Here is a 24,213-nt window from a genome sequence, read left to right on the forward strand (position 1 = left end):
TGCCGGGTGGCCCTGACATTCATCGCCTCAAGACATTCCAGTTACCCTCATGGTGATGTTGATCCGTCCGTGCGACAGGCCGCAGTCCGCGGGAGCAGTTCCGGGAAAGACTTTGGGAATGCCGTGATAGGCAAACCTGGACGGCCCACCGAAGACAAACAGGTCTCCGGAGTGGAGTTTCACATCCGTATACGGCTTGGTTCGGGTCTTGGTATTGCCGAAGCGGAAGAGGCAGGCCTCGCCGATGCTGAGGGACACTACGGGTGCCCCCGAGCGTTCGTCTTTGTCCTGATGCATACCCATGGCTGCGCCGTCGTCGTAGAAGTTCACCAGTGCGGCGTCGGGCGTGTAGTTCGAGGCAAGATCGGTCACTGACCCTTCCGGGTCGGCTCCGGACGCGTAGGCGTCCGCTACAGCCTTCCGTCCCAAACGAACCATCCAGTCCGGGAAATCGAGCACGGGACGGCCGTTGACGTCGGTGGCTTCCCGCGTGTACTTGTACGGTTGCCAATGCCACCCAAGGCACACGGTACGGACCGACATCCGGCGGCCGCCCGGAAGTGTTGCAGCCCGCAAAGGCACCGGACCCTGGGTCCATTCGCCAAAGCGCCCCACAATCCACCGCTGCTGCTCGGCGTTGAGCCAGCCGGGGATATGGACCGCGCCCGGGGCAATCAGCCGGGGTCCGGCGTCGTGCGTTTCAGGCTGCACCAGCTCCAACGGAAACAAGGCGTCATCGCTCACGCTGCTGCCTCCAAAGTCAGCAGCGCGCGTTTTGCCTCCGGTCCCCCGAGGTAGCCGCCGAAGCTGCCATCCGACTTCACTACACGATGGCAGGGGATGATGACGGGAATCGGGTTGGTGGCACAGGCAGTTCCAACAGCCCGGACCGCATTGGGGCTGCCCGCAGCCAAAGCAACGTCCGCGTAGCTTTCGGTCCGACCATAGGCAATCCGGGGCAGGTGCTGCAGCACATTCAGCCGGAACCCGCGGGACAGTCGGAAGTCCACGGTGAGATCGAACTCTGTCCGGGTGCCGCCAAAATACTCCTCGAGTTGCCGCGCAGCACTGTCCAACCGTGCCGGTGCCTGAAGAATGCGGGGACTGATGGTGTCGGACAAGCGCTGCAGGACTTCGGTGTGGTTTTCCACCTCAAAGGCCACCCGTACGATTCCCCGGTCGGTGGCAGCCAAGAGGAGTTTCCCCACAGGGGAATCCACCACTCTGTAAGCCACGTCCAGGGTGTGGGTCAGTTGGGCATCGCGGGCAAGCCGGGCGCGCAGGCTCGTAAGGGCGGGTTCCAGGCCGGCGTCGAGGGGTTCCAGGAGTGACAACACGTCCGCGTGGTCGGGGCTTGATTCAAGGGTCATCGGATTTCTCCCTTCGAAAGTGAATGTGTCAGCGCCGGAAGGTCAACCAGCACGCTGCGGAGGGCTTTGACGCCGTCAGTCCCTGCGCGTCTTGCGGCCTCAGGAGTACCTCCCAGGAGTGCGGCTACGTCCTTATAGGGAAGTCCAGCCAGGTAGTGATACGCCACGGCTTGCCGTTGTTTGGGTGGAAGATGGGCCACCGCGTCCAGTAACTCGATGTGGTCCCCACCGGGAATACCAAGGTGCGACGCATGCTCGGGCGGGGAATCCACCGGGACGGCCCGACGGTTGCCGGCGCGCAGGTGATCGATGCATTTTCGGTGCGCTATGGTGACCAGCCAGGCCTGCACGTTGGCGTCGTGCGGGAGGTCAGGATAGGCCTGGAGGGCAGCGAGGAAGGTATCTGACCAGGCGTCGTCGGCGTCGTGCACGCCCAGGACCGCACGGCACACCCGGAGGACGGTGGACCCCTGTTCGTGCACTACCGATTCGAAGGGTTTTTTGCCGATCGCTTGCCGAAGCCCCATCAGAAAAGTTTTCCTTCTTTCACAGCCGCCGGTTCTTCCAATTCAAGAAGGAAGCGTTTGTTCCGGAGGCCACCGGCATACCCGGTCAGTTGGCCCTTGCGTCCCACCACGCGGTGGCACGGAATGATGATGCTGATGGGATTCCGGCCGACGGCGGAGCCCACGGCCTGGGCCAGATGAGGATCGCCCAACTCAGCCGCCAACTCGCCGTAACTGACGGTCTCTCCGAAAGGAATGTCTTTTAGGCGTGTCCATACCTTTTCCTGGAAGGGGTTCCCGCGTGCCTCATGCGCTACGTCAAAAACGGTGCGGTGGCCACTCAGGTATTCGTCCAGTTCGTGCCGGACCCGGGTGAACACAGGATCCTCGAACCCAACAGGAACCCCGAAGTAGTCGGGCGGAGGCATATGCCAGTGGCCCTCGTAGAAGATGCCCGTCAAAAATTCCCCGCGGGCAGTCAGCGTCAACTGCCCCAACGGGGAATCCATGGTGGTGTGCCGGATGCTCATACCTTGTAGACGTCTACGGGCACGGAAATGTGAGGTGCGGCTTTCCTAGGAGCGCCAGCGCGTGGTCATCAGGAAGCCCACAATGGCAATTCCGAAGCCGGCCACGATGTTCCATGAGGCCCAGTCCCGGACCGGGAATTGTCCCTCGGTGATGTAAAAGGTGATGATCCAGAGGAGGCCGAGGATCATGAGCCCGAACATGACGGCTTTGTACCAAACCGGGTTCGGCTTGTACTGCTGCGCTGCGGAAGCCTGCTGGTCCTGACGGGCAGGCCGCTTGCGGGGCTTGGACTCGGGCACGGATCCTCCTTGGCTGTACGTTGGTACCCGTTCCAGCCAGCCTTGATATCCTGCAGGAAGGAAAATTCCAGCGGTTAACGGCCACGCGGCGTTCCGGGTTGGTTCTAGCTGTCAAGTCTAGCCGCAACTCGGGGTCCGCCCGCCGCGCCCGCGCCCTATCCGAGGAGACGCTGTGGCGCATCAGCAGACGACGGCAACTTCTGCCGTGCCGTCCGGGCGCCGCGGGCAGGAAGAAACTCCCCGGACGCCCCTCCGCGCTTCGGACGTCATCCGAAAACTCAGCCAGATCCTGGGTGAACTCCTCATCACGGCCGGTGTCGTCCTGCTGCTGTTTGTGGGCTGGCAACTGTGGTGGACCAACGTTGAGGCAGACGCCAAACAGGCGGAAGCCATCCAGAACTTCGCCCAGCAACTCACAGGGCCCGTTACTCCATCAGAGTCCGCGACCCCGGCGGACTACGGGGATCCAGTCGTGGGAACAGCCCCTGCCAACGGGGAAACGATCGGGATCATGTACATTCCGCGTTTCGGTGCCGACTACACCCGTCCCATCATCGAAGGAACCGGCGCGGACGTTCTGGACACGCTGGGCTTGGGACACTACGGAAGCACCAGCATGCCCGGCGCAATCGGGAACTTTGCGGTGGCCGGCCATCGGCAGACACACGGAGCGGTCCTGGACAGCATCCACACCCTGGCTCCCGGGGACAAGATCTACGTTCAGACCGCTGACGGGTACTACACCTACGTCTTCCGCAACAACCAGATCGTGCTTCCCAACCGCACTGATGTATTGCTGCCCGTGCCTACCCAGACGGGCGTCGCGCCTGAGGAGAGAATCCTTACCATGACCAGTTGCAACCCGCGTTTCGGTTCGCAGGAACGCATCATCGCCTACTCCGTCATGGAAAGCTGGCAACCGGCCTCAGCAGGACCGCCGTCGGACATTGCCGCCCAAGTAGCCCAGGCCCAAGGAAAGGGGTAGCGGATGTACGCGTGGATTTTCCGTAATCTACCGGGACCCGTCTGGGTGCGGATCCGGACCTGTTTGGTATTGGTGGCAGCAGCCCTGGTACTGATGGTCCAGTTCCTCTTCCCCTGGTTCTCCCAATTCACCACTTTGACTGACTCAACGATTGGTTTAGTGCAGCAGCCATGAGCACAACAAAAATTCTTGTAGTAGATAACTACGACAGCTTCGTCTACACCTTGGTGGGATACCTCCAGGAGCTCGGCGCGAAGACCACCGTGGTCCGCAACGACGACGTGACACTCGCCGAGGCCACTGAGCTCGCAGCAACGCGGGACGGCGTCCTCGTCTCGCCGGGTCCCGGAACCCCGGCCGAAGCCGGCGTCTGCATCGAGCTCATCAAGTGGTGCGGCGACAACAGCAAACCGATGTTCGGCGTCTGCCTGGGACACCAGGCCCTGGCCGAGGCGTACGGCGGGGTGGTGACCCATGCCCCTGAACTCATGCACGGCAAGACGTCCCCCGTCAGTCATGAAGGCAAGAGCGTTTTCGCCGGGCTCCCCTCGCCCGTGACGGCAACGCGCTACCACTCACTCGCTGCGGTTCGCGATTCCATCCCGGATGTCCTGGAGATCACTGCCGAAACCACCAACGGCGTAGTGATGGGCTTGCAGCACAAGACCGCACCTCTTTGCGGTGTCCAGTTCCACCCGGAATCGGTCCTCACAGAAGGCGGGTACCAGATGCTCGGCAACTGGTTGGAGTCCTTGGGGATGGCCGGAGCGGCCGAACGCGCCTCCAAACTGAGCCCGCTGATCAAGCAGTAAGTGGCGGGGCTGCGGCGGTCGGCAGCGACCGCCGCCCTCCGTGTGCTAGCTCGTTCCTCGCTTTGATGCACGCTTCCGGGCGCCGGCCCGCTGCCTTCGGTCCGGCTATTTCTTGGTGGCCGTCGGTTTGGGGGTCGGCTTGTCCGTCTCCGTGGGCGTTGGAGTGGGAGTGGGCGTGGGGGTGACGGGGGCCTTGGCCACCGTGATGGTGACGGACTTACCCTGATCCACTTCGGTGTTGAACGTCTCGCTCTGGGCCGTTACGGTGCCGGGCGCTACCTCGGAGTTCTCCTGCTCCACCACCACCATGGGCAAGCCGTTGGTCTTGAGCGAGGCTTCCGCTTCAGCCACCGGCAAGCCAATCAGCTGGGGCATGAGTACCTTGCCCGAGGAGACCTGGAGTTCCACCTTGGAGCTGATGGCGATGGCTCCGCCGGGGGCCGGGCCAGTGTTGATCACCAAGCCCACAGGCACAGTAGCGCTGTGCGTCCGGACAGTCACGATATCGCCGGTGATACCCAGCCTGCGCAGGGCGTCACGGGCGTCGGGCTCCGTACGGCCCACGATGTCGGCCGGAATGGTTACCGAGCTGGGTCCGCTGGAAATCTTGAGGACAACTTCGGCGTCCTGGTCGAGCATTGAACCTGCAGTGGGCGATGTGCCAATGGTCATGTCCTTGGCCACCGTGTCACTGGCTTCGCGCACCGTTTTAGGCACCAGCTTGGCCGAATAGAGTTCCTGGATGGCTTGGGACTCTGTCATGTTGGCCACCACGGGCACAGCGATCTTGGCCGGGACCGGCGGTTGCGCGTTCATGAGGTTGTAAAGCCAGAAACCGCCGCCTGCCAGCACGATAAGAGTGAAGATCACCAGAGTTGCAGCCCACGCACGACGGCGGCTCTTCTGGCCCGCTGTACGCTCGCGTTCCGGTGGGAGGCCCAAGGGAAGTGCCTCTTCCGGCTGCTGTTCAGCGGGTTCGTCCTTATACTCCGGTTCCTTGAACTGGTCAGCGGCAAGAAAGCCCACTGCGGTGGAGCTCAGGAGTTGGGTATCCGGGTCCTCTTGGTCCACAAGGTCGTTCGGATCAGTGGGTGCTTCGCTTGCCGGGACAGCCGGGACGGGAATGCCATTGCTTGCCGCGCGCAGGGCGCGGCGGAAGGAAGCAGCGTCCTGGAAACGGTCTGTCCGGCTCTTCTGCAGGGCCTTGGCAAGGACCGAGTCGAGGGCTTCGGAAACGTCGGGATTGTGCGAGCTGGGCATATCCGGGATTTCGCGGACGTGCTGGTAGGCCACCGAGACCGGGCTGTCGCCGACAAACGGCGGCCGGCTGGTCAGCAGTTCATAGAGGAGGCAACCCGCCGAATAGAGGTCGCTGCGGGCGTCCACGGTTTCGCCGCGGGCCTGCTCCGGTGAAAGGTACTGTGCCGTGCCTACGACGGCCTGGGTTTGGGTCATGGTGGCAGCGGAATCTGCCATGGCGCGTGCAATGCCAAAGTCCATGACTTTGACGTCTCCGGTGTCAGCACAAACCATGACATTGGCTGGCTTGATGTCGCGATGGACGATTCCCGCACGGTGGCTGTATTCCAGGGCGGCCAGGACACCCAGGGTGTAGCCGATGGAATTCTCAACGCCCAGTTCGTTCGCCTTGATCATGTCCCGCAGGGTGCGCCCTGCGACGTATTCCATGACGATGTACGGAACACGAACATCCTCGCCGGGGCCACCCGGGACGGAATATTCGCCGGTATCGAAAATGGCCACAATGGACGGATGGTTCAACGCCGCAACGGCCTGTGCCTCACGTTTGAACCGGGCTTGGAACTGCGGATCGCGGGCCAGATCTGCACGCAGGATCTTGACCGCGATGGTCCTCCCCAGCAAAGTATCCGTTCCGCGGTATACGTCCGCCATGCCACCACGACCGATCAAATCACCGAGTTCGTAGCGTTCATTGAGGATGCGCTGTGAAGACACAGGTGTGCTCTCCTCTCGATGCGCGGGACCTTGGCGTGGCGTAGACATGGGACTCAGTTAGTTGCTCGGGCTGCCAGTGCCGCTGGGGCTGGCGCTTGAGGAACCGGGGTTGGTGGGTACAACGGCCTTGGACAGGAAGTAGGTCACTGTAGAACCTGCGGGAACCTCAGCTCCAGCCGCCGGCGAAGACCTTACGAACGTACCGGCCTGTTGGCCTACGGCTCCGTTCACCGGATCCCCGGCTACCCACCGCAGTCCGGCGCCCTCAATGGCCGCGCGAACCTGTGACTCGCTGGCTCCCACGCTGATGGTGGGGACGGCGACCGCTTCAGGTCCCTTGGAGTACTGAACCGTGATGGTTTGTCCCGGATCAACAGGCCCTGTGGGGTTGATGTCCACCACGGTCCCTGGAGCAGCCGGGTTGAAGACCTCCACACCGTCGACGCCGAGGCCCAGATTGCGGAGTTCCGCGCTGACGGTTTGGAAGGGCTGACCCAGATACTGCTCGGGGATCACGTTGATCTTCTGCGGCGTTGACTGCGTCGGCGAGGGTGCCTCGGACGTAGGAGGAGGTGTCGTCGCTGTTGGCGTAGCCGAGGTCGACGTCGGGCTCGCCGACCGGCTGGTGCTGGCAGTGGTGGACTGGCTCGGGCTGGGGGTCGGCGAGAAGAACCCGGACTGAGTGATCAGGAAACCGACCAGCGCGAACAGCACCAGCAGGATCAAGGCAACCATCGGCCAAGTCCAGGGGCTGCGCTTCTTGCGTTCCGGCTCGGCATCGTCGAAGTTCTCGTCATCGGTGTAGACGACTTCCTCGTCGTCGTTCAGCTGACGCTCTGCCTCCAGGGCGTTGGCGCGTGACAGCGGATTGTCGGACGAGGCCGCGGCCGCTCCCACAGCAGCTCCGGCTGCACCGGCGCCCAGCACCGGAAGTGCGGAGGTCGCCGTCGACGACTGCTCTTTTCCGTAAGGCGAGGTGACGACGCCGGTGGGGGCCGTCGCGGTGTCCACAGGCGCTGTGATGGGTCCGGTAGTGGATTCGAACAGCAGCATGCCGGGTACGGCGGCGTGGGCCGTGGCGATGTCGCCGTTGCGGATGGCCTCGGCGGCTTCGGCCAGCTTGATCGCGTTGGCAGGACGGTTCTTGGGATCCTTGGCCAGCATGGACATCAGGAGGGCGCGGACGGGTGTCGGCAAGGTCTCCGGCAGGGGCGGCGGCGCATCGTTGACCTGCGCCAGGGCAATGGCGATCTGCGATTCGCCGGAGAACGGACGGTGGCCGGTGAGGCACTCGTATCCGATGACACCCAGTGAGTAGATGTCCGAGGAACCCGTGGCGGTCTGGCCGGTTGCCTGCTCAGGAGCCAAATACTGGGCGGTGCCCATGACCTGGCCGGTCTGTGTCAGCGGAACCTGGTCCGCCAAACGGGCAATGCCGAAGTCGGTGACCTTGACGCGGTTGTCCGGCGTGATCAGCAGGTTGCCGGGCTTGATGTCGCGGTGGACCAGGCCCTGCGCGTGTGCCACGGCAAGGGCGCGGGCTGTCTGCGCGATGATGGAGAGCGTCATGTCCGGAGACAGCACCTGCTCCCGCTCGAGGATTCCGCTCAAGGGATGACCCGGAACGAGCTCCATGACCAAATAGGCCGAGCCGGCTTCTTCGCCGTAATCAAAGACGTTGGCGATGCCTACGTGGTTGAGGAGGGCGGTGTGCCGTGCCTCGGCACGGAACCTCTGGAGGAACCCGGGGTCACCCGTGTATTCCTCTTTGAGCACCTTGATGGCAACGATCCGGCCAAGGATCTGGTCCTTGGCCTTCCAGACCTCGCCCATGCCGCCAATCGCAATACGACTGGTCAGTTGGAACCTGCCGCCGAGTGTGATTCCCGAAGTAGGCCTCACTTATTCAACACCGCCTCAAAAATCTTCTTTGCGTTCGGACTGGTTAGCTGGGCACCGCTGAGCACATCCACACCCTCCATGACTATGGTGACGGCTACTTGCGGGTCGTTAGCCGGGGCGAACCCGGTAAACCATGAGTTGTTCAAACCTGAATCGCCGAGCTCCGCAGTACCGGTTTTGCCGGCTACCTTGACCCCGGACACGGCTGCTCCCTTGGCGATGCCGTTGTCCACGGCACTGGTCATCCACTCGGTGATTTGGGCCGCGATGGGCTGGGTGGTGCTGGTACGGAGCGCCTCGGGCCTGAGTTCGCTGATGACCCGGAGGTCAGGAGCTCGGACCGTCTTGATCAGGTTCGGCTTCATCTGCACACCGCCATTGGCGATCGCGGCCGTCATCATGTTGATCTGCAGCGGGGTGGCCTTGACGTCGCGCTGGCCCACGGAGGACTGTGCGAGCTGGGCCTGGTCGAGGTCCTCGGGGAAAATACTGGGCGCCTGCTGGAGCTTGAGCTGATCGCCGAAGGTCTCGCCGAAGCCAAACTTCTGTGCCTGTTCGCGGATGGCATCCTGGCCCAGGTCCAGCGCAATGCTGGCAAACGGAGTATTGCAGGACTGCTCCAGGGCAAAGGCGAACGACGCCGTCTCCCGGACGTTGCAGTTGCCACCGGCGTAGTTGGGCAGGCTGGCACTGGAACCGGGCAACGGCAGGCTGCTGGGGTTCGGCAGCTCGCTGTCCTTGTTGTACTTGCCTGAGTTCAGAGCAGCAGCTGTGTCGATGAGCTTGAAGACCGAACCCGGCGAGAGCAGGTTGCCCGTGGGGCCGCTGACGTTTTGGTTCAGGTTGATGCCCGGGACCTGGTTCAGCTCTGCGTAGCTCGCTTCTGCGGCGGCCGTGTCATGGGTTGCAATCAGATTGGGGTCGTAGGACGGTTTGGACACCATGGCCAGAACGGCACCGGTCCTCGGGTTGGTGACCACGATGGATCCACGCTGGCCATCGGGTATGAGGTCATAGGCCAACTTTTGGATTTCAGGATCCAGGGTCAGTTCTACCGATGCACCCTTCGGCTCGTTGCCCAGGAACATCTGGCTGATGCGGTCCAGGAAGAGCTGGTCCGAGTTGCCGGCGAGGGTGTCCTCCATGGAGAGTTCCAAGCCGGTTGAACCGAAGCCCTTGGAGAAGTAACCGGTAATGCCGGCGTAGAGCTCAGGCTGGTTGTACTTGCGCTGGAACGCGCAGGACTCTGTGCCGGCAACAGACTCAGCCACTGGCTTGCCGCCGACGATGATGGCGCCGCGGTCGTTGCAGAACGAGGCGAGGATGGCGCGCTGGTTCCAGGGATTGGCGTTGAGGTCGTCAGCGCCAATCACCTGGACATAGCTGATGGCGCCGAAGATCAACGCGAACATGGCGACGGCGGCCATCCAGGAGCTGCGAATAGCCTGGTTCATTGGTGCTTCACCGCCTCTGTTGGTGCGCTGGGTGTCTGTCCTGTGGTGGGTTTACGTGCGGGCGCGCTGCTGCTGGCAGGGGGTTTGCCCACCATGGGAGTGGTGTCCACCGGCCCGCGGGCCGTGTTGGAGATCATGAGCAGCAAGCCGACGATGATCCAGTTGGCCAAGAGCGAGGAACCACCGGCTGCCAGGAAGGGTGTGGTCAGGCCCGTCAACGGAATGAGCCGGGTGACACCGCCGATGACGACGAAGCACTGCAGGGCGATCGCGAAGGACAGGCCGCACGCCAGGAGTTTCCCGAAGGCATCGCGGGTACCGAGGGCGGCGCGGAAGCCGCGCGTGAAGAGCAGCAGGTACAGCATGACGACGGCGAAGAGGCCGATCAGGCCAAGTTCCTCGCCGATGAGGGCCACGATCATGTCGCTGTTGGCGAACGGAACCAGGTCCGGGCGGCCTTGGCCAAGGCCCGTACCAACCAGCCCGCCGTCGGCCATGCCGAACAAGCCCTGCACAATCTGCCCACTGCCACCGGGCGACCTGCCGAAGACCTCCGGGGTGAAGGCGTTGATCCAGCTGTCGATGCGGAAAGCCACGTGCGAGAAGATCTGCGAGGCAATGAATCCGCCGCCAAGGATCAGCAGCAGGCCAATGACAACCCAGGAGATACGGCTGGTGGCCACGTAAATCATCACGATGAACAGGCCGAAGAAGAGGATGGAGGAACCGAGGTCACGCTGGAAGACCAGGACCCCGATACTGACCAACCAGGCGGTGATCATGGGCCCGAGGTCCTTGAACCGCGGGAACTGCATGGGGCCGATCTTCCGGCCGGCCAGGAGGATGAGATCCCGGTTGGAGGAAAGGTACCCGGCAAAGAATATGGCCAGCGTGATCTTGGCGATCTCACCTGGTTGGAACGTCATGGGTCCCACTCGGATCCAGACTCGGGCACCGAGGATTTCACCGGCGGAAATGCCCGGTATCAAGGGGAGGATCAGCAGGAACGCACTGGCTGCCAGTGAGATGTACGTGAAGCGGCGCAAAATCCGGTGGTCCTTGAGGAACCAGATCACGGCGATGGATACTGCCATGGCAATCAGGGTCCAGCGGAGCTGGTTGTTGCCCGTATCGTCACCTGGACCGTCCATGCGGTGGATCAGGGCAAGCCCCAGACCGTTCAAGGCCACGACAATGGGAAGTATTACCGGATCGGCATACTTCGCGCGGAGCCTGAGGACCATGTGGAAGGCAAAAGCCGCCACAGCCAGCAAGCTCGACTGGAACCAGAAGTCCCGGTCCAGGCCGACGTCGGAATTGATGCTCACCAAGGCACTCGCGCCTACGCCCACGGCAAGGGCCAGCACGATGAGGACAAGTTCAACGTTCCGGCGTGGTTTGGGAGCAGTTTCAGTCTGTATCACTTGGCCGCCTCACAGGGAGTCGGGACGGGCGAAGGTGTAGCAACGGCTGCAGTACTCGGTACGGGCACGGTACTGGTGGGCGACGGCGTGGCTGTCGCTGTCGCCGGAGCAGTGGTGGGGCAGTTGGCTGAGGCGCTGCCGGTGTTCTTCAGGTTCTCCACAATGGCCTGTGCGTCGTCGAGGTCACCTGCGGGAACCGTCTGGCGTACGCTCTGCTGACCGTATTCCGGCAATGAATCCACCTTGATATCGGTTACGGCTTCGAGCCGGGAGAGCTGGATGGGGCCGAGTCGCTGCGAGATGCCATTGAAGATAGCGACGCGCTGATCGTATTCGCCCACGTAATAACGGGTTTGGGTCCACGCGTAGCCAAGCCATAGGCCAACTACGACTCCCACTACAACAACCGCTGCGACGGCGGGCATCAACCAGCGGACGCGGCGCCGTGCAGGTTCCTCGACGTCCAGTCGATCCTGTTCGGCCTTGTGGGTGAGGACGGTGGCAGCCCTGCGGGCAACCGTCCGGCCTGCCACAGTAGGGATGGAGCCGGTCTCCGCAGCTGTTGCCGCAGCGCCGACCAGCTCATGGGGGCGGCTGGCCAATTCTTCGCGCAGGACCTCAGCGGACAGGTGCTCGCCCAGGTGCGGATCCGTGGTGATGGGAGGTTCTTTGGACTCATCCGAGGATGTGGACGCCTCGTCGGATTCGTCGTCTGTGGCGCTGGGGTCGGTGGCACTGAATGACGATCCAGCTTCGGCCTCCCTCGCGGCCTTCTCCTTGGGCTCGGCCTGCGTGTCCTCGGCCGACTTGGTGGCGGAAGGACCCACAGAGGGCTTGGAGGCGGTGACCGCCCCGGGCTCGTCCACCGCGGCAAGCGCCGCAGCCGGAACGACGTCGACGGCGGCCGTGTTGACGTCGTCGTCGGTCTCTTCCACGATCTCCAACATCACTACGGTGACGTTGTCCGGGGCGCCGGCTTCCAGCGTGAGATCAACCAGGATCTCAGCGCATTCGCGAAGGTCCTTGGTCTCACGAACCATGCGCTCCACCACGTGCCCGGCCACGTAGTTGAGGCCATCGGAGCAGAGCAGCCAGCGTTCGCCGGGTTCGACGTCGAGGACGTCCAGGTCCAGTTCCGGGCTGGCATCGACGTCGCCAAGGACGCGCATCAGGACGTTCTTGTGGGGATGGGTTTCGGCTTCTTCGGGACGCAGGCGTCCCTCGTCAATGAGCCGCTGCACGAACGTGTGGTCGATGCTGATTTGCTCAAACTTCTTGTTACGCAGCCGATATGCGCGGGAGTCACCAATGTGCGCGAAGTGGAGCTTGCGGTCTTCCAGGAGGAGGGCAGTCACAGTAGTTCCCATGCCGGAAAGCTTGGGATTCTGGTGAACAAGCTCCGAAAGCAGCGAATTGGCCGTCTGGATCTCATCCGCGAGGACAGTCTCTGCGCCGTCAGGATAGTCGTCATGATCGAGGTGGATCATGTCCAGCACCGTTGACGCCGAGGCAACATCGCCGCCGGCGTGACCACCCATACCGTCGGCCACGACTGCAAGATGGCGGCCCACGTACGCGGAGTCGTCATTCTTGGAGCGGATCCGTCCGACGTCGGAACGCGCCGCGTAGCGCATGATGAGCGGGCGCTCCGCGGGCTTTTCCTTGCCTTCGGTGGTCTCGGGGGAGGCCATGGACTACGGCCTCAATTCAATGACCGTCTTGCCGATTCTCACGGGGACGCCAAGCTCAACCGGCAATGCACGGGTGAGCTGTTGATCGGCCAAGTAGGTGCCGTTGGTGGAGCCGAGGTCCTCAATGAACCAGCGGCTGCCTTGCGGGAACAAGCGTGCGTGCCGGCCCGAAGCGTAGTCGTCTTCCAGGACCAGGGTGGCTTCCTGCGCGCGGCCCAAAAGAATGGGGCTGGCGGCCAAGGGGACAGTGGTGCCCTTGAGTGGACCCTCTGTCACCACCAGATTGCGGGCATGCTGGATGGCTGGCGGCGGGGAAGCAGCCAGTTCCGGATGCTTGCGGACTTCGCGGGCTGTGGGAACTCCGGTGACGGCTTTACGGCCGATCTGGAAGTCGCGGCGCATGGTGGAGACAATGCTGAAGATCAAGACCCACAGCAGCAGGAGGAACCCGAAGCGAAGCGCTGTGATGGTCAGTTCGCTGATGTCGTTCACGCGTTGCCACCCGGGGTTTGGGGGAGAAGGCGGAAAATGATCTTGGTACGTCCCATCGTGATGGTTGAGCCGTCTGTAAGTTCCACGCTGCCGTTTACCTTATGCCCGTTGACGTAGCTGCCGTTGGTGGAGCCAAGGTCAACGGCCCACGTGCTGCCGTTCTGTGTGCGGACCTCAAGGTGTTTCCGGGAGACGCCGGTGTCATCCACCAGGATGTCGGCCTCCGAGGAGCGTCCCAGCACCACGGACTGGGCATTGAGGGAGTACCGCTGGCCACCAATGTCCAGAACTGGCTGGAGACGGGTGGGACGCCGGGCCGGTGCGGCCGGAACGTTGGCCCGTGGGGCCTGGGGGGCGGGTGCGGCGTCATCGGAGGATTTCTCGGTCCGGGAAGTGATCTCAAAGTGCCCGGCACGTTCTTCGTCATTGCGGCGGAACGAAATCCTGACTGCGCCTTGGAGCGTGTAGCCCTGGCTGCGGACGTGCTGGATGACGACGTCGCAGAGTTCCTCTGCCAAGGGAGTTCCCCATTCCTGGGCCCTGGCAAAATCTTCGTCACTGAGCAGGACATCGAAGACATTGGGAGCGAGGGTGCGGCCGGCAGCGATGGTGATGGACTTGTTGTCCAACTCGCGCCTCAACTTGCTCGCAATCTCCACCGGCTCAACACGTGCCCGCGACCCTGTGGAGAAGACGTTGCGAACGGCTTTTTCAATGCCGCGCTCGACTTTGTCCAGCAAACCCATGTCCTTCTCCTTTCCTTGCCGCGGCACCCGTTGTGCCTGGTCCGATAGTCCGTCTGCGCACACGGCGAAGTACGCGCCTGACGGCCCTTCCACTTCCCGATACTACTGGGACTGACTGGGAATGGCCTTAATCCACAACGCCTTGCGACCCGGAAAAGTTCGCTCCCGGCCCTCGCTGGTGCGGGAGGCGGCCCATGAAATTTCCGTGGAGTTCCGCCGCTGGGACGGGAATTTTCCGGGCTCCGGGGTCTCGCGGAGGGGGTGCCATCTCCCGATTGGTGTTTTGCCGGGAATGTCCGTTATGCTTTATCTCGCTGCTTTTGAAGGAAACGAAGCTGGGAAACCCGCTGAATCTGGAAAAAGAAGTTGCGCGCGAGTGGCGGAACGGCAGACGCGCTGGCTTCAGGTGCCAGTATCCGAAAGGGTGTGGGGGTTCAAATCCCCCCTCGCGCACGCAATTGAAAGAGCCCCGGTCTTAGGACCGGGGCTCTTTTGTTTTCCAGGGGATCCCAACTGGGTGACAGATAACGTTCTGTTGGCGCTTCGTAGGAGCAGTTGCTGTTACCTAGTTGGGTGAGGTGCGCGGAACCGTCAGCTGCGCGCAGAACCCGTGAACCGGCGTCGTGAGTTGCTCAGGTGCAGGCGCATGGCTGCCGCGGCAGCCACTTGATCACCCTCTGCGATTGCTGCGTATATAGAGGAGTGCTCGTGGACGACCTGGGCGAAGCGTTCGGGGGAGTCCTGGTCTTCGCTGGCGACGAGGCGCGGGCGGGGCATGGTGATCATGGTTTGGCCCAGGGCGGAGATGCAATCCGTATAAAAGGGGTTGCCTGTAGCTGCAGCCACGGCGCGGTGGAACTCGAAATCCGCTTTCATGGAGTGCGCCGGGTGGCCTGAACTCGCGGTGAACTGTTCCAAGGCGCCGTGCACGGCCTTGAGTTGGTGTTCGGTGTGGTTTTTCGCTGCCAATGCGGCAGCTTCGGTCTCGACGCCGATCCTGAAATCGAGCATGTGCAGCCGGTCTTCCATGCTGGATACCGAGCGTGTTCCTGGCGCTGCTGCTGGACCTTCCGCGGGCGGGGTCAGCGCGAAGCTGCCGCGCCCGCGTTCGGTTTCCACCAATCCCTCGGCTTGCAGTCGGGTCAGGGCCGAGCGGACGACCGTCCGGCTCACCCCGAACTCGCTGATGAGGGTGTTTTCGCTGGGGAGCTTCTCACCTGGTTGGATGGCGCCGTCGACGATGCGGTTGCGGAGGTCGGCGGCGAGATCCGCGGTCAGGTTTCGGCTCATGAGTTCAAGATTACGCGCCGAACTCCACTGATTCCGTGGTCCACGCGCGGGCCTGATCGCTGAGCGTGACTCCCAAACCGGGGCGGTCCGGGACGATCATGCGGCCGTTTTTGGTCTCCAGGCGTTCCTCGAACAGGGGGTCGAGCCAGTCGAAGTGCTCCACCCACGGCTCGCGTGGGTACGCGGCGGCCAGGTGCAGGTGGATCTCCATGGCGAAGTGCGGTGCCAGGCCGAGTCCGCGTTCATCCGCGAGGGCGGCGAGGCGCAGGAATTGGGTGATGCCGCCGACGCGGGGGGCGTCGGGCTGGATGATGTCGCAGCTGTTGGCGTTGATGAGGCCCTTGTGTTCAGCAACGGATGCGAGCATCTCGCCCGTTGCAATGGGCGTATCCAGGACCTGGGCCAAGTGTGCGTGGCCCTCAAAGTCGTAGGCATCCAGCGGTTCTTCGATCCAGATGAGGTTGAATTCCTCCAACTGGCGGCCCATGCGCAGCGCCGTGGCACGGTCCCACTGCTGGTTGGCGTCCACCATAAGCGGGACGTCCCAGCCGATGTGCTCGCGGACTCCGGCCACGCGACGCAGGTCTTCTTTGGAATCAGGCAGTCCGACCTTGATCTTGATGCCGCCGATGCCCTCATCGATTGACCGGGTGGCGCGTTCCTTGACCTCGTCCAGTGTGGCGTTGAGGAAGCCGCCTGAGGTGTTGTAGGTCTGGACGGAGTCGCGGTAGGAGCCGAGCAGTTTGGCCAGAGGGAGTCCGGCGCGCTTGGCTTTGAGGTCATAGAGTGCGATGTCGATCGCGGCAAGTGCCTGCGTTGCCACGCCCGAGCGACCCACCGATGCGCCGGCCCAGAGGAGCTTGGTGTAGATCTTGCCGATGTCGTTCGGGTCCTCGCCGATGATGCCTTCGGCGACTTCCTTGGCGTGGGCGTACTGTGCGGGTCCGCCTGCACGCTTGGAGTAGCTGAAGCCGATGCCGCTGTGGCCCTGCTCCGTGGTGATCTCGGCGAACAGGAACACTACTTCGGTCATGGGCTTCTGCCTGCCGGTGAAGACTTTCGCGTCGCTGATCGGTACGGTGAGGGGCAAACGAGCCGTGGACAGCTTGACGTGGCGAATGAGATCTACGGTACTCATGGTTCTCCTAGTGGGTGCGGCATCCTTGCCTGCCACTTAGGATACAAGTTGTAAACTTATACTACAAGGGTGGGGATCTTTGTGGCGACGGCTGAGGCTTCGCATACTCACTTGTTTCCCGGGGCTGTTGTCAAAGTTCACGGATCAGGGGCGCAGTTGGTGGTCACCTTCTCGGACGGCGCTTCCGCAGCCGCTGAAATAGTCGACGACGGCGGCAAGCCCGCCTTGGTCGTGGAGGCGTACACCACGAGTTCCGGGACGGTGATCCCGCGCAAGATGTGGTTTGTGAGCGCTTCCGAAACAGAGGGTGCTGAAGGGTGGCTGAAGGTGGGCCGGGCAGTGGTGTTGGAATGATGAACGTTCAGGCGGGCTCGACCGGGTGCGGGGTCATCAGATCCAGCCCTGTTGCCAGGCTTTCTCGGCCGCTTCGTGCCGCGAAACGGCCCCGAGTTTCATCATTGCCGAGGACAGGTAATTGCGCACGGTTCCGGGGGCGAGTCGCAGTTGCCCGGCAACCTGCGTCACGCTGGACGTTGACCTGCTGTACCTCAATACATCAAGTTCGCGGTCGGTGAGGGGGCAGCGCTCGGCGGCCAGGGCCGTAGCTGCAATTTCAGGGTCGATATACCGTTTGCCGCCGGCCACGCCCCGGATGACGTGGGCCAGGTCTTCAGCGGGTGTGGATTTGGGAACGAAACCCGAAACCTTCGAGGCCAAGGCCCGGCGCAACACCCCGGGGCGGGCGTGGCGAGTGACGATGATGACACGTGTTGTGACGGTTGCCAGGATGCGGGTTGCTGCCTCGACTCCGTCCATCCTGGGCATTTCCAAATCCAAGAGGCAGATGTCCGGCTGAAACTCCAGTGCCAACTCCGCGGCGGTGACACCGTTGTCGGCGCTGGCAACCACCTCGATGTCAGGCTCCAGCCCCAAAAGAGCCTCCAAGGCGCCGCGGATGAGATGTTCGTCGTCGGCTATCAGCAAGCGAATGCGCTGCAGGTCATCAAGATCGTTCACGAAGCAATTCCTTGGGAGGGGACCGATGCCTGAAGTTCAAAGCGCTCCGCGTCCAAGATCGTTTCGACCTGACCACCCAGTGCCGAAATCCGTTCGCGAAGGCCCTTAAGGCCATTGCCGGGTGACTTGTTGACGAGCGAATCGCTTGTTACTCCGTTGTTGCGAATGGTGAGGTTGCAGCTATCCGCGGAAGCAACCAGCGTGATGGAAGCCAGTGTTGCATCGCTGTGCCTAAGGATGTTGGTGGTGGCTTCGCGAACCGCCATGGCCAGCGCCTTATGAACGTCGGGGTTTCCAGGAATCGGGTCAATCGTGAGTTCGCAATGCGCTCCAGCGGCCGAAAGTACTTCGCGTGCGTTCTCGAGTTCGTTTTCGAGAACTGTTCCGCGGTATCCGGAGACCAGGGAGCGGGTTTCCTCCAGCGCCTGTTTCGCGGAGAGCCGCGCATCGTGAATATGCCCGCGGGCAGCATCGAGATCGATAGTGAGCAGTCGTTCCGCAAGTTCGGACTTCAGGGCAATGACTTGGAGGTGGTGCCCCTGGATATCATGCAGGTCCGCGGCAAAGCGCAGCCGCTCCTGGGCAACGGCCAGTTCCCCTGCCATGAGCCGGTGCCTGTCCAGCTCCACAACTATCCGCCACCACCACAAGCTGCTGATCAAGACCACGGGCATCAATGCGGCATAGCTGAGAAGCATGCGTAAGCCGGGCTCTTCCGGGAATCCGTAGCCGTGGCCATGCAGCAGCGAGTAGATGGTGGGATGCAAAAGCGTCGTTGTGAGGCCAGCGCCCAGTACGACCAGCCGCTGGCGGGAAGGAAGCAGGCAAGCCACCAGGGACGCAGCCAACCACAGCGGCAGGCTCCACATGAGCGCATTGCTGGTAGAGAACAGGCCCAACACCCAAACGGCGACAGAAGAAACAAGCAGCGCCAGCGTCCAGGGAGTGCTCGGAAGTCCTCCGTTCAGGCCTGCCCGCAGGAACCAGCAGTACCGGATTTGGGCGGCCACCACGATGAACAGTGCAAGAAGGAGAAGCCCGGCAACGCCTTCGGAGCGGGAGGTGAACGCTTCCAGGGCAAGAATGACCAGCATGAAATCGAGAACCACGAGGATGAACACCATGGAACCGAGGGTGTACGTCCACGTCGTGCGTACGCTGCGACCCGGGCGTGCGGTGGGCTGCGGAACCTCAAGGTTCGTGGCTGCAAGGTTCGTGGCGGCTGGCATGACGCCCAGTGTAGGGCAATGACATTTGTCATGGATTCATCTGAAAAAGTGCAGGTGAAACAGTGACAGCAAGGCACTACATGGACCCCGATTGGCCCCTGAAGGATGGGACTGTCAACGTTTTCCATCCATGAAAGCAGCCACCATGATTGAGTCCCTGCAAGATTTCACGTCCTCCCTACCGCCCGTGTTGAAGTGGCTCGGGGTAGTGCTGATAGCGGCCATCCCGTTTGTTGATTCCTACTTCGGCGCTGTGGTGGGAGTGTTGACCGGTTTGAATCCCGCGGTGGCCATAGCCGCGGCTGTTGTGGGAAACGTCATCTCATTGCTCATCTTTGTCTTTGCCGCACACCGCGTGCGCACCAAAGTGGCGGCAAACAGGCCGACCAAGGAAATCACCCCGCGCCGCGCCAAATTGCGCGCCACCTTCGATAAGTTCGGTGTAGCAGGAGTAAGCCTGATCGGCCCAACAATTCTGCCCAGCCAGATCACATCCGTTGCCATGATCTCCTTCGGAGCCTCCAGGAACGCCGTCATCCTCTGGCAGATCATTTCAATCATTATCTGGGGGACCGCGTTCGGAATTCTGGCCACTCTGGGCGTTTCCCTGGTCCGCTAGAGCTTTCACGGCGCTGGATACCTTCTGCAACAGGCCGCGACGTTATGCGTGTCCTTCGAGTTCCGGGAATATTCAGAGCGACTGCAACACACTTGGCTACGTGGCGGACAGGTACTGGGTATGAGCTACCTATCAAGAGCCCCTGACAGGGAAGAGGCCTTTCGGGCGCTGTACGAATCCGCCTACGCTGACCTGCTCAAGTTTGTTCAGCGTCGCGCGGATGCGGCGAATGCCGAGGACATCGTGGCTGAGGCATTTCTTATCGTGTGGCGGCGGTTTTCGGAAGCGCCGAAGCACCAGGAGGACGCCCGGGCCTGGCTCTTTGGCATCACACGGAATCTCATGCTGAATGCCCGCCGCGGAGAACAGCGGCGGCAGGCCCTGGGCGTCCGATTAGCTGAGGCGACAGCCATATCCCCTGTCGATTCCCATGCTGACCTGGTCAGCAGCCGCGTTGACTTAGGCAGAGCATGGGCCCTTCTCTCCGAAGTCCACCAAGAGGCCCTTGGGCTTGCAATCTTCGAGAACCTGGCTGCACCCCAGGCGGCGCACGTGGTGGGCATCTCCCCGGTCGCGTTCAGGCTCCGGCTCACCCGCGCAAGGCGGGCTCTGCGACTGCTTCTTGACCACGTCCCCCAGAATGAGTCGCCGACGCCGGCGACATTTCCCGTAAAGGCCACGACACCATGAAAAACAGCCGGAATATCGACACGCTGCTGCGCTCCATGGACGCAGCCGGGCAGAGTGGAGCTCCCAACCCGGGCCGTTCGCAGAACGACGTGGAACAGATTCTCAGGTCCCATCGGATCTCTGCGGCCACCGCCTCCAGACCCGCGATCCACAAAACGTCGACGTCGGGCCCAAGCCGCCGTCGTCGTCGAACCCTCGCTTTGGGTACCTTTGCTTTTGCCGCAACAATAGGGTTCCTCGTCGTGCCGGCATTGTCCGGAGGCGACCCGGCATACGCCACGTGGACCGCCGCGCCGGGCGCGCTGATAGGTTCGGAGCGCGACGGCGCTGTCTCCGACTGCGTCAGGTCCAGCAAAGGTACTGGTGATGGCATGTTCGCCGGCGATGTGGATGCGGCAGAAGTTGCCATCGCCGAGAGGCGCGGCGCTTGGACCACGGTTGTCCTCAGCGGGGCTAACGGCTTCGAAGCCACATGCACCACCGACTCCACGGCCCCCTGGTTCAGGAAGGGCTCCTTCGGTTCAGTGGGAAAGCCCGGCAATGGACAGGAGCCCACCGGCAGGGGTATCAGGACCACCCAGCTGGGAACCGGGGTCATTGCCAACAATCCGCTCTCGATGGCTTCAGGGCAGGTTGGGCCGGACGTTGCTGCCATGAGTTACACCAGCAGGGCCGGCGAAAGGATTACGGCCACGGTGTCGAAAGGACAGTTCGCGTTTTGGCTTCCGGGCGGGGAACTGCCAAATTCCGGCGAAGACGTGCCTGTCGAAGTCACGTACACCGACAACACGACGGAAATCCGCTACCTCAGCCTCTGACGGTAACCCTTGAGACAAAGGAAAAACCTACCCCCGCAGCGCCCCGAAACCCGAAATCAGGGCCTCGAGTCCCAAGCTGAAGGCAACATCAGTGGGACGCGCATGCTGTTCCAGGGCCAGCCGATCCACGGCGGCCGTGAAGTTGGGGACCTGTTCGGCGAGGCTGCCGGCGTCGAAAATGTCCTCCGGCGCGGTGACGTCGTAAGCGGCCCCGAACACAAACGCCTCCAAGGCAACGATCGCGGAGATGATCTTCTCCTCAGGGAACCCGGCGTCCCGGAAGCCTGCGGTCACGGCCTCGTACATGGCCAGGGTCTTCGGGGCATTGGCCACCGGAAGTACTGCAATCACGGGGATCAGCGGCGTATGCTCCGAGAACACATCCCGGTAGGACCACGCCCAACGACGCACGGCAACATCCCACGGCTCCACCCCAAAGGCTGAGACATCCACCATCGCCGCCAAGTGGTCCTCCAGCAGCAGCAACACGTCATCCTTGGAGGCTACGTGGTTGTACAGGGCAGAAGGCGCGACACCGAGGGAACGTGCGAGGGCCGCCATGGTGAGTCCGTCATAACCCTTGCTGCTGATCAAGTCGAGTGCCGCCGTCGTGATGCCGTCCTGGTCCAGGATTGCCGCGGTCGGCCGACCGGCGCGGCGGCGCGCGGGGAGCGCGGAAGGAGCGGGAGTTGGTGCGGGCATCGGAAGCCTTTCTGCTGCCTGTGTCCCCAGCATTATTCCATCGGGCCTTCACAGCGGCCGACTCCAACGCTACTATGGATATAAATGAATGGCATTCATTTATTGGTCAGCCACCACGGACGGCCACGGAGAGGACATCATGCAGAATCTTGATCGCGACGTTGTGATCGTCGGTGCCGGACCGTCAGGGCTGACGGCGGCACGCGAATTGAAAAAGGCCGGACTCAGCGTCGCAGTGCTCGAAGCACGCGACCGCGTGGGCGGCCGCACCTGGACCGACACCATCGACGGCGCCATGCTGGAAATCGGCGGCCAGTGGGTTTCCCCGGACCAGACGGTGCTCATGGAGCTGCTGGACGAGCTCGGACTGAAAATGTACTCACGCTACCGCGACGGCGAGTCCGTCTACATCGGCGCAGACGGCAAGCGCACGCAGTACACCGGTGACACTTTCCCGGTGAACGAAACCACCAAGGCCGAGATGGACAAGCTCGTCGCCATCCTGGACGGCCTCGCCGCCGAGATCGGCCCCACCGAGCCCTGGGCACACCCCAAGGCACGCGAGCTGGACACCATCTCCTTCCACCACTGGCTCCGCCAGAACTCCAGTGATGAAGAAGCCTGCAACAACATTGGCCTCTTCATCGCCGGCGGCATGCTCACCAAGCCTGCCCACGCCTTCTCCGCGTTGCAGGCAGTCCTCATGGCCGCCTCTGCCGGCTCGTTCACGCACCTGACGGACGAGGACTTCATCCTGGACAAGCGCGTCATCGGCGGTATGCAGCAGGTCTCGCTGCTGCAGGCAGCAGAGTTGGGCGACGACGTCGTCCTCAACAGCCCGGTCCGAACCATCAAGTGGGACGACAACAACGTGACTGTCGTGTCCGAGCAGGCAACCGTCAACGCGCGGTACGTGATCATGGCCGTGCCGCCGAACCTGTACTCCCGCGTCTCGTTCGAGCCCCCGCTGCCGCGCCGCCAGCACCAGATGCACCAGCACCAGTCCCTGGGCCTGGTCATCAAGGTCCACGCCGTGTATGACACCCCGTTCTGGCGCGAAGAAGGACTCTCCGGCACCGGCTTCAGCGCAGGCGCGCTGGTCCAGGAGGTCTACGACAACACCAACCATGGCGACACCCGCGGCACTTTGGTGGGCTTCGTATCCGACGAAAAGGCCGACGCCGTCTTCGAACTCAGCGCCGAGGACCGCAAGAAGGCCATCCTTGAGTCCATCGCCGGCTTCCTGGGCGATAAGGCCCTCACGCCCGAGGTCTACTACGAATCCGACTGGGGCTCCGAAGAATGGACCCGCGGCGCCTACGCATCCAGCTACGACCTCGGTGGCCTGCACCGCTACGGCAAGGACCAGCACGCCAACGTAGGACCGATCTACTGGTCTTCCTCCGACCTCGCGGCCGAGGGTTACCAGCACGTCGACGGCGCCGTCCGCATGGGCCAGGCAACCGCCGCCCGCATTGTTGAGGCCAACAAGCTGAGCGCGCTGCCCGTCGCCTAAGGCATTTCGTACGAGCACCGGCAGGCCGGGGGAGCACCATTCCCGGCCTGCCGGCTCCACTGTTTAAGCAGTAACCGGTTTAAGCACCACAGGAAGGACCACCATGCGCTACGTAGTGGGCTACACCGCCAACGCGAGGGGGCACGACGCCGTTCACCTTGCCGTCGCGCTGGCCCGGAACCACGATGTCAGCCTTGACCTGGTCCTGGTGGTGCCTGAGGATTCCCCGTTCAACGCCGTCTACCCGCCTGAGACCGGCTATGACGACATCCTCAACGAGCAGGCACAGCGCTGGCTCGATGAAGGCCTCGCCTTGGTTCCGGACGACGTCACTGCCCGCGCCCACATCCGGCGCGGTGATTCCGAGGCCCAGGCGCTGATCGATGCCGCCGTGGAATTCGACGCTGCGGCACTGGTCATCGGCGCCACCAACAGCGGCCTCTTCAAGCGCTTCACCATCGGCTCTGTGGCGGGTTCGCTGCTCCATTCGTCGCCCGTGCCGGTGGCTTTGGCACCTCACGGCTATCACCGCACCGAGCCGATCACGCGCTTGAGCTGCGGTTTCGGAACCCGGCCGGGTGCTGACGAACTGCTCGACGTCGCAGTGGAGTCTGCGCGGGACCGTGGCCTTCCACTGCGGCTCGTCTCCCTGTTGGCGCTCGACGGCGGTAACTCGCCTGGGTTGGCCGACGCCGCCTGGGTGCATGCGGCCGACCGGCTTGCCGCCGTCGGAAGCTCCGCAGACGCGAGCGGCGGAGCGGGATCCGTAACAGAAGAGCCGGAGATCGTCGTAGCCCAAGGGCGCACCATCGAAGAAGCCGTTGACCGACTCGACTGGGAAGACGGCGAAATCCTGCTGATCGGTTCCAGCCGCCTGGCCCAGCAGCGGGCCACTTTCCTGGGCAGCACCGCAAACCGGATCCTGCGTGCCCTCCCTGTACCCATGATCGTGGTTCCCCGCGACTACACGCGCCATAGCGCCTAGCAATCGCCTGAGAGGCAAAA

Annotated in this window: 25 protein-coding genes and 1 tRNA gene; 9 read left to right on the forward strand and 17 right to left on the reverse strand. The window is 62.8% G+C overall.

Features of this window, described 5'->3' with window-relative positions; translation table 11 throughout:
• Positions 1-27 precede the first annotated feature (27 nt).
• The 5 genes from AYX22_RS00285 to AYX22_RS00305 are packed head-to-tail and all read right to left on the reverse strand — an operon-like array spanning position 28 to position 2,706.
• A complete protein-coding gene (locus tag AYX22_RS00285; protein ID WP_207595595.1) occupies positions 28-744 on the reverse strand; it encodes an alpha-ketoglutarate-dependent dioxygenase AlkB in 717 nt (238 codons plus the stop codon).
• Positions 741-1,370: a methylated-DNA--[protein]-cysteine S-methyltransferase gene (locus tag AYX22_RS00290; protein ID WP_207595596.1), complete on the reverse strand. Its 630-nt coding sequence runs from the start codon at positions 1,368-1,370 to the stop codon at positions 741-743. Before AYX22_RS00290 ends, AYX22_RS00285 begins: the two co-directional genes overlap by 4 nt.
• Positions 1,367-1,897 (reverse strand): RNA polymerase sigma factor, encoded by a 531-nt coding sequence (locus AYX22_RS00295; RefSeq protein ID WP_207595597.1) that lies wholly within the window; start codon positions 1,895-1,897, stop codon positions 1,367-1,369. The genes AYX22_RS00290 and AYX22_RS00295 overlap by 4 nt, the downstream gene beginning before the upstream one ends.
• A complete protein-coding gene (locus tag AYX22_RS00300) occupies positions 1,897-2,406 on the reverse strand; it encodes a methylated-DNA--[protein]-cysteine S-methyltransferase (protein ID WP_207595598.1) in 510 nt (169 codons plus the stop codon). Before AYX22_RS00300 ends, AYX22_RS00295 begins: the two co-directional genes overlap by 1 nt.
• A 45-nt stretch (positions 2,407-2,451) precedes the next feature.
• Complete coding sequence (locus AYX22_RS00305) at positions 2,452-2,706, reverse strand: cell division protein CrgA (protein ID WP_089593065.1); 255 nt, start codon at positions 2,704-2,706, stop codon at positions 2,452-2,454.
• A gap of 157 nt (positions 2,707-2,863) precedes the next feature.
• Between AYX22_RS00305 and AYX22_RS00310 the strand changes: the two genes are divergently transcribed.
• Positions 2,864-3,691, forward strand: a complete 828-nt coding sequence (locus tag AYX22_RS00310) for a class E sortase (protein ID WP_207597406.1) — start codon at positions 2,864-2,866, stop codon at positions 3,689-3,691.
• Between the two features lie 170 nt (positions 3,692-3,861).
• On the forward strand, positions 3,862-4,503 hold the full coding sequence (locus tag AYX22_RS00315; RefSeq protein ID WP_207595599.1) for an aminodeoxychorismate/anthranilate synthase component II: 642 nt from the start codon (positions 3,862-3,864) through the stop codon (positions 4,501-4,503).
• 105 nt (positions 4,504-4,608) lie between these two features.
• Here AYX22_RS00315 and pknB read toward each other — a convergent pair whose 3' ends face one another.
• The 7 genes from pknB to AYX22_RS00350 are packed head-to-tail and all read right to left on the reverse strand — an operon-like array spanning position 4,609 to position 14,189.
• Positions 4,609-6,528, reverse strand: a complete 1,920-nt coding sequence (gene pknB, locus AYX22_RS00320) for a Stk1 family PASTA domain-containing Ser/Thr kinase (protein WP_207595600.1) — start codon at positions 6,526-6,528, stop codon at positions 4,609-4,611.
• A 9-nt stretch (positions 6,529-6,537) separates the two neighbouring features.
• Complete coding sequence (locus AYX22_RS00325) at positions 6,538-8,382, reverse strand: protein kinase (RefSeq protein WP_207595601.1); 1,845 nt, start codon at positions 8,380-8,382, stop codon at positions 6,538-6,540.
• Entirely contained in the window at positions 8,379-9,836 is a 1,458-nt protein-coding gene (locus AYX22_RS00330; RefSeq protein WP_207595602.1) for a penicillin-binding protein 2, read from the reverse strand. The genes AYX22_RS00325 and AYX22_RS00330 overlap by 4 nt, the downstream gene beginning before the upstream one ends.
• Positions 9,833-11,260, reverse strand: a complete 1,428-nt coding sequence (locus AYX22_RS00335; protein WP_089593071.1) for an FtsW/RodA/SpoVE family cell cycle protein — start codon at positions 11,258-11,260, stop codon at positions 9,833-9,835. The genes AYX22_RS00330 and AYX22_RS00335 overlap by 4 nt, the downstream gene beginning before the upstream one ends.
• Positions 11,257-12,951, reverse strand: coding sequence for a PP2C family serine/threonine-protein phosphatase (locus AYX22_RS00340; RefSeq protein WP_207595603.1), 1,695 nt, complete (start codon positions 12,949-12,951; stop codon positions 11,257-11,259). Before AYX22_RS00340 ends, AYX22_RS00335 begins: the two co-directional genes overlap by 4 nt.
• A 3-nt stretch (positions 12,952-12,954) precedes the next feature.
• Complete coding sequence (locus AYX22_RS00345; protein ID WP_172322000.1) at positions 12,955-13,434, reverse strand: FHA domain-containing protein; 480 nt, start codon at positions 13,432-13,434, stop codon at positions 12,955-12,957.
• A gap of 5 nt (positions 13,435-13,439) precedes the next feature.
• On the reverse strand, positions 13,440-14,189 hold the full coding sequence (locus AYX22_RS00350; protein WP_207595604.1) for a DUF3662 and FHA domain-containing protein: 750 nt from the start codon (positions 14,187-14,189) through the stop codon (positions 13,440-13,442).
• A 370-nt stretch (positions 14,190-14,559) separates the two neighbouring features.
• On the opposite strand from AYX22_RS00350, the gene AYX22_RS00355 reads away from it, so the two are divergent.
• Positions 14,560-14,642, forward strand: a tRNA-Leu gene (locus AYX22_RS00355).
• Between the two features lie 138 nt (positions 14,643-14,780).
• On the opposite strand, the gene AYX22_RS00360 is transcribed toward AYX22_RS00355, so the two are convergent.
• Together AYX22_RS00360 and AYX22_RS00365 are read right to left on the reverse strand one after the other, a co-directional pair.
• Entirely contained in the window at positions 14,781-15,479 is a 699-nt protein-coding gene (locus AYX22_RS00360; RefSeq protein ID WP_207595605.1) for a FadR/GntR family transcriptional regulator, read from the reverse strand.
• A gap of 10 nt (positions 15,480-15,489) precedes the next feature.
• The gene (locus AYX22_RS00365; RefSeq protein WP_090822204.1) at positions 15,490-16,617 is read right to left on the reverse strand and encodes a mandelate racemase/muconate lactonizing enzyme family protein; all 1,128 of its coding nucleotides are present in this window, start codon (positions 16,615-16,617) and stop codon (positions 15,490-15,492) included.
• A 69-nt stretch (positions 16,618-16,686) separates the two neighbouring features.
• On the opposite strand from AYX22_RS00365, the gene AYX22_RS00370 reads away from it, so the two are divergent.
• Positions 16,687-16,971: a hypothetical protein gene (locus AYX22_RS00370; protein WP_207595606.1), complete on the forward strand. Its 285-nt coding sequence runs from the start codon at positions 16,687-16,689 to the stop codon at positions 16,969-16,971.
• Positions 16,972-17,007: 36 nt separating this feature from the next.
• On the opposite strand, the gene AYX22_RS00375 is transcribed toward AYX22_RS00370, so the two are convergent.
• Complete coding sequence (locus AYX22_RS00375) at positions 17,008-17,634, reverse strand: response regulator transcription factor (protein WP_242703461.1); 627 nt, start codon at positions 17,632-17,634, stop codon at positions 17,008-17,010.
• Positions 17,631-18,863 carry a histidine kinase gene (locus AYX22_RS00380; protein WP_207595607.1) on the reverse strand — a complete coding sequence of 411 codons (1,233 nt, stop codon included), beginning with the start codon at positions 18,861-18,863 and terminating at the stop codon, positions 17,631-17,633. The genes AYX22_RS00375 and AYX22_RS00380 overlap by 4 nt, the downstream gene beginning before the upstream one ends.
• A gap of 145 nt (positions 18,864-19,008) precedes the next feature.
• Here AYX22_RS00380 and AYX22_RS00385 point away from each other — a divergent pair, with 145 nt between their 5' ends.
• The 3 genes from AYX22_RS00385 (at position 19,009) to AYX22_RS00395 (ending at position 20,990) form a co-directional block, all read left to right on the forward strand.
• A complete protein-coding gene (locus AYX22_RS00385) occupies positions 19,009-19,482 on the forward strand; it encodes a hypothetical protein (RefSeq protein WP_207595608.1) in 474 nt (157 codons plus the stop codon).
• 120 nt (positions 19,483-19,602) lie between these two features.
• The gene (locus AYX22_RS00390) at positions 19,603-20,172 is read left to right on the forward strand and encodes a sigma-70 family RNA polymerase sigma factor (protein WP_242703462.1); all 570 of its coding nucleotides are present in this window, start codon (positions 19,603-19,605) and stop codon (positions 20,170-20,172) included.
• Positions 20,169-20,990 (forward strand): hypothetical protein, encoded by an 822-nt coding sequence (locus tag AYX22_RS00395; RefSeq protein ID WP_207595609.1) that lies wholly within the window; start codon positions 20,169-20,171, stop codon positions 20,988-20,990. Before AYX22_RS00390 ends, AYX22_RS00395 begins: the two co-directional genes overlap by 4 nt.
• Before the next feature lie 27 nt (positions 20,991-21,017).
• On the opposite strand, the gene AYX22_RS00400 is transcribed toward AYX22_RS00395, so the two are convergent.
• Complete coding sequence (locus AYX22_RS00400; RefSeq protein WP_207595610.1) at positions 21,018-21,725, reverse strand: TetR/AcrR family transcriptional regulator; 708 nt, start codon at positions 21,723-21,725, stop codon at positions 21,018-21,020.
• 106 nt (positions 21,726-21,831) lie between these two features.
• Here AYX22_RS00400 and AYX22_RS00405 point away from each other — a divergent pair, with 106 nt between their 5' ends.
• Both AYX22_RS00405 and AYX22_RS00410 read left to right on the forward strand, forming a co-directional pair.
• Complete coding sequence (locus AYX22_RS00405; protein ID WP_242703655.1) at positions 21,832-23,208, forward strand: NAD(P)/FAD-dependent oxidoreductase; 1,377 nt, start codon at positions 21,832-21,834, stop codon at positions 23,206-23,208.
• Between the two features lie 103 nt (positions 23,209-23,311).
• Entirely contained in the window at positions 23,312-24,193 is an 882-nt protein-coding gene (locus tag AYX22_RS00410; RefSeq protein ID WP_207595612.1) for a universal stress protein, read from the forward strand.
• The last annotated feature ends 20 nt before the right edge of the window (positions 24,194-24,213 follow it).

Source organism: Arthrobacter sp. D5-1 (genome assembly GCF_017357425.1).
Lineage (GTDB): Bacteria > Actinomycetota > Actinomycetes > Actinomycetales > Micrococcaceae > Arthrobacter.

Coding starts and splice junctions, on each gene's coding strand:
- AYX22_RS00340 (WP_207595603.1), bottom strand. CDS start 12,951: ATGGCCTCCCCCGAGACCACCGAAGGCAAGGAAAAGCCCGCGGAGCGC.
- AYX22_RS00405 (WP_242703655.1), top strand. CDS start 21,832: ATGCAGAATCTTGATCGCGACGTTGTGATCGTCGGTGCCGGACCGTCA.
- AYX22_RS00360 (WP_207595605.1), bottom strand. CDS start 15,479: ATGAGCCGAAACCTGACCGCGGATCTCGCCGCCGACCTCCGCAACCGC.
- AYX22_RS00365 (WP_090822204.1), bottom strand. CDS start 16,617: ATGAGTACCGTAGATCTCATTCGCCACGTCAAGCTGTCCACGGCTCGT.
- AYX22_RS00300 (WP_207595598.1), bottom strand. CDS start 2,406: ATGAGCATCCGGCACACCACCATGGATTCCCCGTTGGGGCAGTTGACG.
- AYX22_RS00295 (WP_207595597.1), bottom strand. CDS start 1,897: ATGGGGCTTCGGCAAGCGATCGGCAAAAAACCCTTCGAATCGGTAGTG.
- AYX22_RS00315 (WP_207595599.1), top strand. CDS start 3,862: ATGAGCACAACAAAAATTCTTGTAGTAGATAACTACGACAGCTTCGTC.
- AYX22_RS00400 (WP_207595610.1), bottom strand. CDS start 21,725: ATGCTGGGGACACAGGCAGCAGAAAGGCTTCCGATGCCCGCACCAACT.
- AYX22_RS00395 (WP_207595609.1), top strand. CDS start 20,169: ATGAAAAACAGCCGGAATATCGACACGCTGCTGCGCTCCATGGACGCA.
- AYX22_RS00390 (WP_242703462.1), top strand. CDS start 19,603: ATGAGCTACCTATCAAGAGCCCCTGACAGGGAAGAGGCCTTTCGGGCG.
- AYX22_RS00290 (WP_207595596.1), bottom strand. CDS start 1,370: ATGACCCTTGAATCAAGCCCCGACCACGCGGACGTGTTGTCACTCCTG.
- AYX22_RS00350 (WP_207595604.1), bottom strand. CDS start 14,189: ATGGGTTTGCTGGACAAAGTCGAGCGCGGCATTGAAAAAGCCGTTCGC.
- AYX22_RS00380 (WP_207595607.1), bottom strand. CDS start 18,863: ATGCCAGCCGCCACGAACCTTGCAGCCACGAACCTTGAGGTTCCGCAG.
- AYX22_RS00330 (WP_207595602.1), bottom strand. CDS start 9,836: ATGAACCAGGCTATTCGCAGCTCCTGGATGGCCGCCGTCGCCATGTTC.
- pknB (WP_207595600.1), bottom strand. CDS start 6,528: ATGTCTACGCCACGCCAAGGTCCCGCGCATCGAGAGGAGAGCACACCT.
- AYX22_RS00410 (WP_207595612.1), top strand. CDS start 23,312: ATGCGCTACGTAGTGGGCTACACCGCCAACGCGAGGGGGCACGACGCC.
- AYX22_RS00385 (WP_207595608.1), top strand. CDS start 19,009: ATGATTGAGTCCCTGCAAGATTTCACGTCCTCCCTACCGCCCGTGTTG.